The sequence below is a fragment of the Agrobacterium sp. DSM 25558 genome (genome assembly GCF_900100825.1).
GTDB lineage: Bacteria > Pseudomonadota > Alphaproteobacteria > Rhizobiales > Rhizobiaceae > Agrobacterium.
This window is the reverse complement of record NZ_FMUD01000039.1, coordinates 37,130-47,246: the sequence shown is the minus strand read 5'-3', so window position 1 is coordinate 47,246 and position 10,117 is coordinate 37,130. Positions and strand designations below refer to the sequence as shown.

The window sequence follows — 10,117 nt, the reverse complement described above, 5'->3', positions numbered from 1 at the left end:
AAGTCGTTGACAGGCAGGCGCTGTCTTGATCCCTCAGTGCTTGAGCACGACTTTGCCCGGTGCTCCCGCTGCTACGGTATTTTGCGCCAGACCAATCTCCTCAAGAGGAAAGATATGGGAAATCGGGATAATCAACAGACCGCGCAGGGCAGCATCAAGCACGGCGTCGAGCGTCACTGCATCGGTGCGGTGGAAGAGTTCATGAATGGTGACACGCTCTCCGTTTTTGGCGGCTTCCGGCACCGGAACGATGCTTGCAATCGTGCCGCCATCGCGCACATGACTGATCAGGTTGCCAGCCACCGGGCCGGCAGTGCTGATGGCATAGCTAAAAACCGGGCTTGCGGTGGGGAGAGTGATATCAAGCGCATCGCCCGCCAGTTCCCGGCCTTCGTTCAATCGCTCGGCACGGACGCCGGCAACCGGCTTCGCGCCAATCTGCTTGAGATATTGGATGGCGGAACGGCCGACGGCACCGAGGCCGCCGGAGACAAGAACCCGGTCGCCGGCCTTGACACCTAGTGCCTCGACGCCTGCCGCCCGGTCAACCGGCCTTGACCAGCGACGCACCCTGTTCGAAGCTCAGGCCAGCCGGAGTTTGGCGACGGATGTGCGGGAAGCACACCATATTCGCATGGGCCCTTTGCCGTTTGCCGCGAAATCAGCGACAACTCGCCCCCCGACTCAAAACCGGTGACGCCGTCGCCAAGTGCCGCGATGGTGCCGGCCGCGTCTCCCCCGAGTACGGCCGGTAGCGGAAGCGGGATGAGTTGGCCATGAACCCCTGGCGGAGAATAAGTCGAAAGGATTAACAGCGGATGCCTCGATCTTGATCAAGATCTCGCCCGGTCCAGGCTTCGGCGTCGGGATATCGCCGATCTCGAACGATCGATATCGCCGTAGGATTTGAGAAGGGCCGCTTTCATTTTGATCTCCAGATTTTCTCGTGCGTTTGTGTGCGGGACAGGGCTGCCATGTGCAGCCTGGTATAGGCCGACTCCTATCGCCTCATGCCTTAGCAGAACGACGCGTGGTATCGAGCGCCCATGCCCCGCCACCAGCAAAGGCAATGTAGAGGAAGATGAAACAGAAGAGGATCGCAACTTCGCCCATGTTCAGCGCCGGCCAGAAGCCATAGGGCAGGTGGCCCATGAAGTAGGCAGCCGCCATTTCGCCCGAAGCGATGAAAGCGGCGACGCGGGTTCGAAAGCCGACCAGCATCAGAGCGGAGGTGATCACCTCAATTGCACCTGCGATGAGCATGATGGTGGGAAGTGGATAGGGCACGCCTGGAACCGGACCCGGAAATTGCAGGAATTTCATGGTCGCGTGTTCTAGAAAGAGAAGCGCGGTAATGATGCGCAAGATTGCGAGGACGTATGGCGTCCATTTACTGTTATCGGTCATCGAGAGTTTCCAATGTGGGTTGTGTGAGAAATCAGGTGGCGGGTGCCGCCTTCTTCAGTTCTTGGTTTTCTTTCCAGAGCTTCATCGACATGGCGAAGACGCCGTCGACATAGTTCCGATAAACCGTCATGCTGGCCGGATCACGGCCTGCCTTGGCTGCAAGGAATGCGACGATGTCGTCGGATTCCGTGACGTATAGGCCGGGCTCAAGCTGAGCGGCGGGAAAGGTAACCTTGTCGAGATGCGGCTGAAGCTCGGCGCGGATCGTCTCTTCGTGTTCGCTGTCTGAAACAAAGTCGCGGGTTTCGACGTCTGAGGCCAGTCCCGCTTCCAGCAGGAAGAGGCGAACCTTGAGGCAGAATGGGCAGTTTTCCTTGAGATAGACGATCGGCCTGAATAGTGCGCTGGTCATTGCGCATCTCCTTTTAGTTGAGGGCTGAGGGAACATCGCCGAAGCGGAAGCTCGATGCGGTTAGGCCACCGGCGAAGTCGTTCTGGTGATAGGTAACAAAGCCCGGCTCGTCCTCGGCCGCACCCACCGCCACCATCAACGGGATCAGGTGATCTTCACGTGGATGGGCCGCGCGGGCAGCGGGCGCCTTCTCCCATTCGACAAGCCGCTCGGTTCGCTTAGCGAAAGCGAGGGACCAACGTTTCCTGCAGCCAGGCGTCAAAATGACGGGAGGGGCGATGTCCTTCTGTGCCCTGCATGGCCGACAGGTTGTGGTAGCTGAGACCGCTGCCAATGATCAGCACGCCTTCGTCGCGCAGCGGCGCGAGGCCCTGCCGACCTTGAGATGCAGCGCCGGATCGTAGCGGGCATCCAGAGAGAGCTGAACCACCGGAATATTCTCGTCTGGATAAAGCGGCTTCATGAGGCTAAACGTGCCGTGATCGAAGCCGCGGTTGGCGTCGGGCCTGGCGTCGATGCCGGTAGAGTGCAGAGATCAATCAATGACGCGCGAGCTGGGGGGAGCCCGGCGCGCCATATTTGATCTGATAGAGATAGTCGGGGAAGCCGCTGTAGTCGTAAATCATGCCTGGGTTGCTGCCCGAGGAGACGGCAAAGCCTTTTTCCTCCCAATGGCCGGAACAACTAGCACAGCCTTGGGCTGGTATTGAAGTTCCGCCCGCATCTCGATCAAGGACTGCTCAAGTTTGTCGAAATTGCTGCGAAAGCCACCGGTCATATAGGGCCAGGGGCCGCCGCCATGGCTGAGGAAATAAGTAGGTAATTTCGATGTCGTCACGTCGCCATTCCTTTCTGGGCCCCGCCGCTGCAGTCGGACGTTGGGCGGGTCAAGCACTTCCATCCGCCAGTCTTCCCCGCAACTGTTCTTGTTTTCCCTGGACTGATCAATAAGCTTTACCAACATGCATCATTTCCTCTATGTTGATGATCATGGATACGATGTTGAGCCTGCGGGTTTTTTGCCTGGTCGCCGAGTTCAAGAGCTTCACTGGGGCAGCAGGCCGTTTGAACCTGTCGCCAGCAATGGTGAGCAAACACGTTATGCGCCTAGAAAAGCGCCTAGGAAGCCGGCTGCTTAATCGGACCAGCCGGAGTGTCACGCTCACGGAAACCGGCGCGCTGTATTTCAGCCAAACCAAGCAAATGCTTGAAGGGCTCGACGAACTGGAAGCGTCGATCGGTAATGTCACGGTTGCGCCGCGCGGAACGCTCAAATTCAGTGCGCCGGTGTGGGCGGCCAGTTCAGGCTTTGTTAACCTTCTGGCCGAATACAACCAGCGTTATCCGGAAGTCAGTCTGGACATGGATCTGAGCGGCCGGATCACCAACATGGTCGACGAAGGCTTTGATCTTGCACTGCGAGCAATGTCTTCCGACCGGCTCGATCCGGGTCTCGTTGCGCGGCCACTCGCCACGATAGAATTCCGCCTGATGGCATCGCCGGATTATCTCAATCATGCCGGGCGACCGCAGACCATTGCGGGTTTGAACGGCCATGCGATGCTTCGCTACAATGGTACCAGTGTCAGCGACAGCATCCTCTTCGGCAGTCACAACGAACGCCTTAGAGTCACTGTCCGCAACGTGCTGCTGAGTAGCAACGAGACACTTCTGCACTTGGCGGCTTTACGGGGAATGGGCATGGTCTTCCTACCGGAATGGCTAGTGGCGGAAGATTTGAAAGCAGGCCGGCTTGAACTGCTGTTTCCGGATACGCTCGGCGTCAGCAACACCCTCCATGCCGTTTACCCAAGCAGGAAATATCTTTCCGCGAAAGTCCGCACGTTCATCGATTTTCTCGTGCTGCGCTCACCCCAGTTATTCTGACGTTCAACCACCGACGTCTTCCGGGCCCATACACATCTGTCGGTCATCACCCGTTTTGATGGTTTCCTGCCGTTTGGCAGTTAAACGGCCCAATCGGCCGGAAACTGCGATTTTGGCCAGCTAAGAGAACGAATAGCGAACGTGCATCATGTCGAAGCTGACTGCGAACCTTGACCTTCCAAGGCGCAGTAGACAGTCATCCTGGAAATGTTCAGTTCACGAGCGACGGCGGCTTTCATTGCGCCAGCCGCGATCCGCCTGCGGATTTCCGCGTCATCATCATTCTTTTTCCTACCCGTGTAGATGCCGTCAGCTTTTGCCGCGTCGATACCCGTTCATTGCCTGCCTTTGATGAACTTGAGTTCCATTACCCGCATCTTCATCACTAATTATCTGCCGGGTCTGCTTATCTCAGTGGCTATCGCCATCACCGTTGCCATTATGTCCAAGAAACGCAACTACAAGCCAAGCCGCGACAAGCGTGCGACCTGGCGCGAAATCGGTATCCGTCGCTCGATTCCAGCTGGGCGCTGTTTCTTCCTATCGTCATTCTAGGCGGTCTTCGTTACGGCCTCTTATACCCCTGCTCGCCGAGACGGGAATTAAGGGTTTTCCGCTGGACCTCGATCCGGGAGAGGCGTTCCTCGATGCTCTCGCGTGCCATCGGAATACTCCTTTCACCTTTTGGTCGCGGTCGATGCCGATTTGAGATGGATAAGGACGCCTTTCTGCGCCTTGCCGGATCGGTCGATGTCAAATTTCCCCGTCGCCTCGACGAGCTCACTGAGACGGGCAAAGCCGTAGTTTCTGGAATCGAATTCGGGTGACTGCTTTGCGACATGACTGCCGACAGCACCGAGATTGACCCAGCCGTCTTCGTCGGCGGTGGCGATGACGGCTTTGGTCAGCATATCGATCAGGGTCTTGTCGATCTTGCTCTTAACGGGAGTGACCGGGACAACAGGTGCCGCGCCTTGGACCGGGGTGTCCTTCTTGGCGACTTTTCGAACGGGATCTGCTGCTGCAACGACGGCAGCCGGTTCGTCGACCGACGCATTGAGGACGTCGAAATAGACGAACTTGTCGCAGGCAGTGATGAAGGGACGAGGGGTCTTGCGTTCTCCGAATCCGTAGACGGTCACACCCTGTTCGCGGATCCTCGCTGCAAGTCTGGCGAAATCACTGTCACTGGAGACGATGCAAAATCCGGAGAAGCGTCCGGTGTAGAGAAGATCCATGGCGTCGATGATCATCGCGCCATCGGTGGCATTCTTGCCGGTGGTATAGGCGAACTGCTGGACCGGCTGGATCGAATGTTCGAGCAGGCATTCCTTCCAGCCGTTGAGATTGGGTTTGGTCCAGTCGCCATAGACACGTTTGACGCTGGCGGTTCCGTAATTGGCGATCTCGGCGAGTAGGCCTTTGACAATTTTGGGCGTTGCGTTGTCGCCGTCGATGATCAGCGCCAGTGTTGCGTTTGCCTCTGCCATCGGATCGTTCCTTTTCCATAAATTCATTCGAGAGCCTAGCGGAAATAGACGACACGGATGGTTTCGACGACGTCCTTGTCAGCATCAGTCTGGTGCATCGTCTGTTCTGATACCAGCGTCCGACCGGAAATCTCGCGTCATAGGGAGCGGGCTCGGCATAGTCTCCAACTCGGGACAAGTGCCCGACTTGCACATCGATACGTTGAAGGTGACGAGCCGTAATCTTCAGTAAGCCCGGTTGAGCGCGGACGAGACCAGCTTGCCCAGATTTGACGAACAGGCTGGCCTCGCGGCCCGCAGGTCAGAGCACGCTAACGTTCTCAGCCTTCGATTTTCCGGTCTTGCGGTCCTGGCCAACTTCGAAAGTGACTTTGTCACCTTCTCTCAGCGACCCGCCTTGCTGCAAGGCAGACACGTGAACGAACACGTCCGTTCCGCCTGTCTCCGGCGTGATGAAACCAAATCCCTTATCGTCGTTGAAAAATTTAACAGTACCGGTTGGCATGACAGTTCCTTTTCAATTTTTGCGGCCTTCTGACGCAAAGCTGTGTTAAAGTTTGCATGTCTGGGTGTGCTTTGCATCCAGGCAAATCCAACCCCGCTTAGCGGGAGAAAGAGAGTCCTATAAGCAATGAGGAATTTGAAACTAGATGTCCAAGAAATTTAAGTTTGTGAACGACGGCGCCAAGCGCGCCTTTATGGACCTGCCGACCGATATTAGAATCAATTTTTCAGGCGAGATCCGGAGAGTTCAGGAGGAAGAGGACCCGCTGGATGACTTCAAGGTTCTCAGAGGCGAATGGAAGGGCGTCATCGAACTGCGCGAAAACGGTTCGCCCGCCTATCGAGCCGTCTACTGCGCAAAGCACCTCGACACCGTCTACATTCTCCACGCCTTTACCAAGACCAGCGAAAAGGCTGATCAGAAGGAAATGGACACTGCACTGTCCCGCTACAAGGAAATGATGGCCGAGGTTCGGGAAGTGACCCAGGCTGAAGCGAAGGCGGCTAAAGACAAAAAACCGACGAAGAAATAACACTCCGAAATTGGAGCAAGGAGAGGCCGTTTATGCGGCCTCTTTTTGTTTTTCTTCGACACGGCAAACCACGTGATGGTTTCCATCAAGCGACGGCTTGAAGCGATAGCCGAGGATTGCCAGGTAGCCAAAAAGCTTCTGGACCGAAAGGACGGCGATCTTACCGCGCACGAGTTCACTGACGCGCGACTGCGGGATGTCGAGGGCAGTGCCGATATCGGCGTTCTTCCAGCCGCGCTCCTTGAAGATGGCGACAAGCGTGTTGACGAGATCCGATCGCAATGTCAGATCCGCTGCTTCGATCGGATCGTCCGTAATCGCTTCAAAGATGTTATCGTATTCAAGCTGAGTCATCGCACAATTCCGGACTTCAAAAATTACAGAATTCTGTAAATAGGTCAAAATGACGGAGCCGTCAAGTTGGCAACGCTGAATCGTGCGAACGAGTGCGGAACGCTGCAAGGCTGTCGCCCTTTGGGCCGGGCAGGTGGCTGAGCCAAAGTCTTGCTGCCACCAAGTCTCCACCGCGCGGGCTTTCATTCCTGGTGCCTGTCTTGGCGAGGGCGTTCGGAGCGCATCAGGAGCGACTTTGACAATTCCGCTGTCATACGGAAGGCAGAACTCACCCAATGCTATCCGGGGTTTTGTACGCCGACGGATCGAATGATCGGATGATTGGCCTGCAATTCGGACGGGATCGATGAACGCTCCAACCATTGGCGTTTCCGATCCCGCTCTCTTGTCTGGCATCCCTAATCCAGTCCCGTCCTTGGACGGTCAACCCACGAGGGGTTCGCAGTTCCTGCGACCTCTCTGGCTGCGCCGCCGAGGTGACCGCGGCCGGGCCTGGACCAAACGGGCGCCATCGAGCGGGGATCGGCCCCGCCAACGGATGGAGCCTCACATGTCGGATCTCAGCCTCGCACAAAACCACGCATTCGATCTTGCCCGGACCCTGATGGTCCCGGTCACCCTCTTCGAAATAGACGGCGAAATCGGCGTCATGCCTTCCGCCGAGTATGACGGCGACGAGGACGCCATCATCAATATCTATGACCCGTTTGCCTATGGATCGGCTCATTGAGCCGATCACCCCTTCGGGGGAGCGCGTGCCGCTTGCGCTGATGCGCGCGCAAGGGAGGCTTCGCCGAGCTTGCCTCGCAGATCTGCAAATTGCAAACCGCGCCCTGAGATACGACGGTAGGCCGCCATGAAGCGGCGCTCTTGATAACAGCGTCCTATTGCGCGGGCTCGACTACAATAGGGTTTGATCGTTGCACGCGTGGAGTTAGCGCGTGAGACGGCCTGAAGCTATTCGCGGGCGGATCGAAATTGTTTAGGCTTGGGTCACCCGTGACCTGAGACGAATTCGACAGCTTGACCTCGGCACTATCGATCCATCAGACCTCTCTCGTTCGAAGCGTCAAATTTGCGGACAGTACCCTGCATCCGACCCTGCCATCGAGCGACGAAGGCGACGGTATCGGCAGCATCAAGATGAGCGGTGAGCGCCTGCTGATCTGCCCAGCGTTCCGATATGAGCAGCCGTCCAGCAACTGGATCCTCTATCCCCGCATCATAGGCAAAGTTTCCGGGACGTTTTCGTGTGGCGATCGCAAGCTCCCTCAGATCTGCTATAAACTGCGCTACGTCAGTTGGATCAACCTGAACATATCCGATTATCAACAGCATCAAGCGTTCCTTCCAATGCTGGCAGCCCACGACTGCCGACTGATTTAGTGTGGGCGATCGTTATCGATGTCTCACACGACAGACAGAACGACTTTGCCTTGGATGCTCCCTCGGGAGGCGCGTTGGTGGGCAGCGGACGCTTCCGCCAATGGATAGACGCTGTCGATCACGACGCGGATAGTGCCGTCGTTAAGGAGGCGGCCGGCCTCAGCCAGTTGCGCGCCGCTCGAGCGCACCTGTGTCGACGACACTGTTATTCCGCGTTCGGCTGCCTCGGCGTGACCTGCGAAACCGAGGGGATTAACCAGAAAGAGGGCTCCGCCAGGCTTGATGACGCTTATAAAACGCTCGATGTGCGGACCGCCGACGGCATCGATCACAAGATCCACATCCCGTGCGGCCGCCTCAACAGAAGTAGTGGTGTAATCAACGAACTGCTCAGCGCCCAAGTCTCGCAGAAGCGCCTGGTGCTTGCTGGAGGCAACAGCGATCACACGCGCTCCTTTCACTTTCGCCACCTGAACCGCCAGATGCCCGACGCCGCCTCCCGCTCCGTTGACCAAAACAGTTTTGCCATCGAGTGGAATTGGTGCGTGATCGAACGATTGAAACGGGTTCGGTGCGTGATGGCCGAGGTCCACCAAAAACTGCCAGACCGTCAGCAACGACATGGGCGCTCCAGCAGCTTGAACGTGATCTATCCCAGCAGGCTTCATCGCCAGTTCTGATGCGGGCACACAGACATATTCAGCGTAAGCACCGCTACCTGTCATCAGGTCTTCGGGGAACCGCACCATAGCGTAGACTTCATCACCGAGGCCGAATTGCGAGACGTTATCGCCCACTGCAGCGACCACCCCGGAAACATCAGTGCCAAGGATCAGCGGAAAAGTGGCGTTGGGTCGCCATTCGGCAGGCAACGCCCGATAACCGTCACGCAGGTAAAGGTCCGGCGGGTTAAGGCTTGCGGCATGAACGCGAACGAGCACTTCGTCGCTTGCCCGAGTGGGTCGAGGAGCTTCCTCATATAGCAGAACCTCCGGGCCTCCGAATTCGTGGAGCTGAACCGCTTTCATCATTTCAGTCATCATAGTCTCGCTTTCTGGTATCGGTTATTCCCGCAACAGATAATGCCGGGATCGGATGTTGATAATTGCGCCGAAGTTCGCTTTAATAGTGCCATGAAGGAACAAATGGCTTTTGAGAGGCTAACCGGGCTTATCGCCTTCGCGAAAGCCGGATCCCTGGGGAGCTACACGGCTGCCGCTCGATCGCTGTCCATCTCCCCTTCGGCGATCAGCAAGAGCGTCCAACGGCTTGAACAGCATCTTGGCGTGTCGCTGTTCACCCGCACGACGCGTTCGCTAACGCTAACCGCCGAGGGACGCGACTTGCATGAGCGCGCGCTTCGTCTGCTGCGCGATGCAGAAGAGATCGAGCAGGTTGCAAAAGCGGCACGCGCGGTCCCGTCTGGCAGCTTGCGAATTGCAGCGTCCCTGCCCATCGGCTTGCATGTCATCGCCCCTGCGCTTGCTGGGTTTCGAAAGCTGCACCCCAAGGTGACGATCGATCTGCGGCTGAGTGACCACATGGTCGATCTCATCGAAGAAGGTATCGATCTGGCTGTCCGCATCGGCGAACTTGCCGACTCGCGGCTTCTGTCGCGCCGGCTTTCGCCGCATCGGCTCTGTTGCTACGCGTCGCCAGATTATCTCAGCCTGCACATAACTCCGAAGCACCCACGTGATCTGGAGTCGCACGAAACGGTTAGTATGCGCTATCAAAGCACGGGCCAGCTGTTTCGATGGCCATTCCGGATTGGCGATCGGGAGGTCGAGGTCGTTCCTAATTCCGGCGTCGTTGTCGATGCAAGTGAAGCCGTTATGGCCGCGATTGCTGGGGGCGCTGGCATCGGAATGGGCACGAGCTTCGCTGCTGCCGCATTGGTCAAGCGCGGGGAGTTGATCCCAATCCTGTCCGAATTTGCCGTCGACCGGAACAACATCACCGCGGTCTGGCCCGAGAGCCGACGGACCAACCCGTCCGTCCGTGCCTTTTTGGACATGTTGATCGAACTCGCCTAGCAACCTCTCACTGGAGCACGAAGACAAAGCTGTTCGTGTCCGCATGGAGGAAAATCTACGGAGCGTTTCGCCGGGGCAGTCGGTCCCGCCTTCCGCGTTGCGGCGCTT

17 protein-coding genes are annotated in these 10,117 nt (G+C 57.3%); 5 read left to right on the top strand and 12 right to left on the bottom strand.

Annotated elements, in window-relative coordinates; translation table 11 throughout:
• Positions 1 to 33: 33 nt before the first annotated feature.
• The 6 genes from DSM25558_RS29505 to DSM25558_RS29495 all read right to left on the bottom strand — a co-directional run bounded on the left by DSM25558_RS29505 (position 34) and on the right by DSM25558_RS29495 (position 2,783).
• Complete coding sequence (locus DSM25558_RS29505; RefSeq protein WP_244554293.1) at positions 34 to 570, bottom strand: MDR/zinc-dependent alcohol dehydrogenase-like family protein; 537 nt, start codon at positions 568 to 570, stop codon at positions 34 to 36.
• Positions 519 to 719: a hypothetical protein gene (locus tag DSM25558_RS29860; RefSeq protein WP_371480481.1), complete on the bottom strand. Its 201-nt coding sequence runs from the start codon at positions 717 to 719 to the stop codon at positions 519 to 521. Before DSM25558_RS29860 ends, DSM25558_RS29505 begins: the two co-directional genes overlap by 52 nt.
• 289 nt (positions 720 to 1,008) lie before the next feature.
• Positions 1,009 to 1,407, bottom strand: a complete 399-nt coding sequence (locus tag DSM25558_RS23770) for a DoxX family protein (RefSeq protein ID WP_077107129.1) — start codon at positions 1,405 to 1,407, stop codon at positions 1,009 to 1,011.
• 31 nt (positions 1,408 to 1,438) lie between these two features.
• Positions 1,439 to 1,819 (bottom strand): glutathione S-transferase N-terminal domain-containing protein, encoded by a 381-nt coding sequence (locus tag DSM25558_RS23765; RefSeq protein ID WP_077107128.1) that lies wholly within the window; start codon positions 1,817 to 1,819, stop codon positions 1,439 to 1,441.
• Between the two features lie 13 nt (positions 1,820 to 1,832).
• A complete protein-coding gene (locus DSM25558_RS29500; protein ID WP_244554292.1) occupies positions 1,833 to 2,153 on the bottom strand; it encodes a class III extradiol ring-cleavage dioxygenase family protein in 321 nt (106 codons plus the stop codon).
• A 288-nt stretch (positions 2,154 to 2,441) separates the two neighbouring features.
• Positions 2,442 to 2,783, bottom strand: a complete 342-nt coding sequence (locus DSM25558_RS29495; protein WP_244554291.1) for a hypothetical protein — start codon at positions 2,781 to 2,783, stop codon at positions 2,442 to 2,444.
• Positions 2,784 to 2,809: 26 nt separating this feature from the next.
• Between DSM25558_RS29495 and DSM25558_RS23755 the strand changes: the two genes are divergently transcribed.
• Positions 2,810 to 3,706 (top strand): LysR family transcriptional regulator, encoded by an 897-nt coding sequence (locus DSM25558_RS23755; protein WP_200800794.1) that lies wholly within the window; start codon positions 2,810 to 2,812, stop codon positions 3,704 to 3,706.
• A gap of 146 nt (positions 3,707 to 3,852) precedes the next feature.
• Here the strand turns inward: DSM25558_RS23755 and DSM25558_RS29490 are convergent, their stop codons facing one another.
• Positions 3,853 to 4,011: a helix-turn-helix domain-containing protein gene (locus tag DSM25558_RS29490; RefSeq protein WP_256387092.1), complete on the bottom strand. Its 159-nt coding sequence runs from the start codon at positions 4,009 to 4,011 to the stop codon at positions 3,853 to 3,855.
• A 46-nt stretch (positions 4,012 to 4,057) separates the two neighbouring features.
• Between DSM25558_RS29490 and DSM25558_RS28625 the strand changes: the two genes are divergently transcribed.
• Entirely contained in the window at positions 4,058 to 4,261 is a 204-nt protein-coding gene (locus DSM25558_RS28625; protein WP_077107127.1) for a hypothetical protein, read from the top strand.
• Positions 4,262 to 4,383: 122 nt separating this feature from the next.
• Here the strand turns inward: DSM25558_RS28625 and DSM25558_RS23740 are convergent, their stop codons facing one another.
• Both DSM25558_RS23740 and DSM25558_RS23735 read right to left on the bottom strand, forming a co-directional pair.
• Positions 4,384 to 5,196 (bottom strand): NYN domain-containing protein, encoded by an 813-nt coding sequence (locus tag DSM25558_RS23740; protein ID WP_077107126.1) that lies wholly within the window; start codon positions 5,194 to 5,196, stop codon positions 4,384 to 4,386.
• Positions 5,197 to 5,497: 301 nt separating this feature from the next.
• Positions 5,498 to 5,701: a cold-shock protein gene (locus DSM25558_RS23735; RefSeq protein WP_011654114.1), complete on the bottom strand. Its 204-nt coding sequence runs from the start codon at positions 5,699 to 5,701 to the stop codon at positions 5,498 to 5,500.
• Positions 5,702 to 5,846: 145 nt separating this feature from the next.
• On the opposite strand from DSM25558_RS23735, the gene DSM25558_RS23730 reads away from it, so the two are divergent.
• Complete coding sequence (locus DSM25558_RS23730; protein ID WP_077107125.1) at positions 5,847 to 6,233, top strand: type II toxin-antitoxin system RelE/ParE family toxin; 387 nt, start codon at positions 5,847 to 5,849, stop codon at positions 6,231 to 6,233.
• A 30-nt stretch (positions 6,234 to 6,263) separates the two neighbouring features.
• Here DSM25558_RS23730 and DSM25558_RS29485 read toward each other — a convergent pair whose 3' ends face one another.
• The gene (locus tag DSM25558_RS29485; protein WP_244554290.1) at positions 6,264 to 6,950 is read right to left on the bottom strand and encodes a helix-turn-helix domain-containing protein; all 687 of its coding nucleotides are present in this window, start codon (positions 6,948 to 6,950) and stop codon (positions 6,264 to 6,266) included.
• A 187-nt stretch (positions 6,951 to 7,137) separates the two neighbouring features.
• On the opposite strand from DSM25558_RS29485, the gene DSM25558_RS23720 reads away from it, so the two are divergent.
• Positions 7,138 to 7,317, top strand: a complete 180-nt coding sequence (locus tag DSM25558_RS23720; protein WP_077107123.1) for a hypothetical protein — start codon at positions 7,138 to 7,140, stop codon at positions 7,315 to 7,317.
• Between the two features lie 305 nt (positions 7,318 to 7,622).
• Here DSM25558_RS23720 and DSM25558_RS23715 read toward each other — a convergent pair whose 3' ends face one another.
• Entirely contained in the window at positions 7,623 to 7,925 is a 303-nt protein-coding gene (locus DSM25558_RS23715; protein WP_077107122.1) for a putative quinol monooxygenase, read from the bottom strand.
• A 71-nt stretch (positions 7,926 to 7,996) separates the two neighbouring features.
• Positions 7,997 to 9,013 (bottom strand): NADP-dependent oxidoreductase, encoded by a 1,017-nt coding sequence (locus tag DSM25558_RS23710; protein WP_077107135.1) that lies wholly within the window; start codon positions 9,011 to 9,013, stop codon positions 7,997 to 7,999.
• 105 nt (positions 9,014 to 9,118) lie between these two features.
• Here DSM25558_RS23710 and DSM25558_RS23705 point away from each other — a divergent pair, with 105 nt between their 5' ends.
• Positions 9,119 to 10,009, top strand: a complete 891-nt coding sequence (locus DSM25558_RS23705) for a LysR family transcriptional regulator (protein WP_077107134.1) — start codon at positions 9,119 to 9,121, stop codon at positions 10,007 to 10,009.
• Positions 10,010 to 10,117: the final 108 nt, after the last annotated feature.

What these genes read in the sequence shown, in the direction of transcription:
- DSM25558_RS23770 (WP_077107129.1), bottom strand. Translation starts at nt 1,407, where the DNA reads ATGACCGATAACAGTAAATGGACGCCATACGTCCTCGCAATCTTGCGC.
- DSM25558_RS23765 (WP_077107128.1), bottom strand. Translation starts at nt 1,819, where the DNA reads ATGACCAGCGCACTATTCAGGCCGATCGTCTATCTCAAGGAAAACTGC.
- DSM25558_RS29495 (WP_244554291.1), bottom strand. Translation starts at nt 2,783, where the DNA reads ATGTTGGTAAAGCTTATTGATCAGTCCAGGGAAAACAAGAACAGTTGC.
- DSM25558_RS23755 (WP_200800794.1), top strand. Translation starts at nt 2,810, where the DNA reads ATGGATACGATGTTGAGCCTGCGGGTTTTTTGCCTGGTCGCCGAGTTC.
- DSM25558_RS28625 (WP_077107127.1), top strand. Translation starts at nt 4,058, where the DNA reads ATGAACTTGAGTTCCATTACCCGCATCTTCATCACTAATTATCTGCCG.
- DSM25558_RS23740 (WP_077107126.1), bottom strand. Translation starts at nt 5,196, where the DNA reads ATGGCAGAGGCAAACGCAACACTGGCGCTGATCATCGACGGCGACAAC.
- DSM25558_RS23735 (WP_011654114.1), bottom strand. Translation starts at nt 5,701, where the DNA reads ATGCCAACCGGTACTGTTAAATTTTTCAACGACGATAAGGGATTTGGT.
- DSM25558_RS23730 (WP_077107125.1), top strand. Translation starts at nt 5,847, where the DNA reads ATGTCCAAGAAATTTAAGTTTGTGAACGACGGCGCCAAGCGCGCCTTT.
- DSM25558_RS29485 (WP_244554290.1), bottom strand. Translation starts at nt 6,950, where the DNA reads ATGGTTGGAGCGTTCATCGATCCCGTCCGAATTGCAGGCCAATCATCC.
- DSM25558_RS23720 (WP_077107123.1), top strand. Translation starts at nt 7,138, where the DNA reads ATGTCGGATCTCAGCCTCGCACAAAACCACGCATTCGATCTTGCCCGG.
- DSM25558_RS23715 (WP_077107122.1), bottom strand. Translation starts at nt 7,925, where the DNA reads ATGCTGTTGATAATCGGATATGTTCAGGTTGATCCAACTGACGTAGCG.
- DSM25558_RS23710 (WP_077107135.1), bottom strand. Translation starts at nt 9,013, where the DNA reads ATGACTGAAATGATGAAAGCGGTTCAGCTCCACGAATTCGGAGGCCCG.
- DSM25558_RS23705 (WP_077107134.1), top strand. Translation starts at nt 9,119, where the DNA reads ATGGCTTTTGAGAGGCTAACCGGGCTTATCGCCTTCGCGAAAGCCGGA.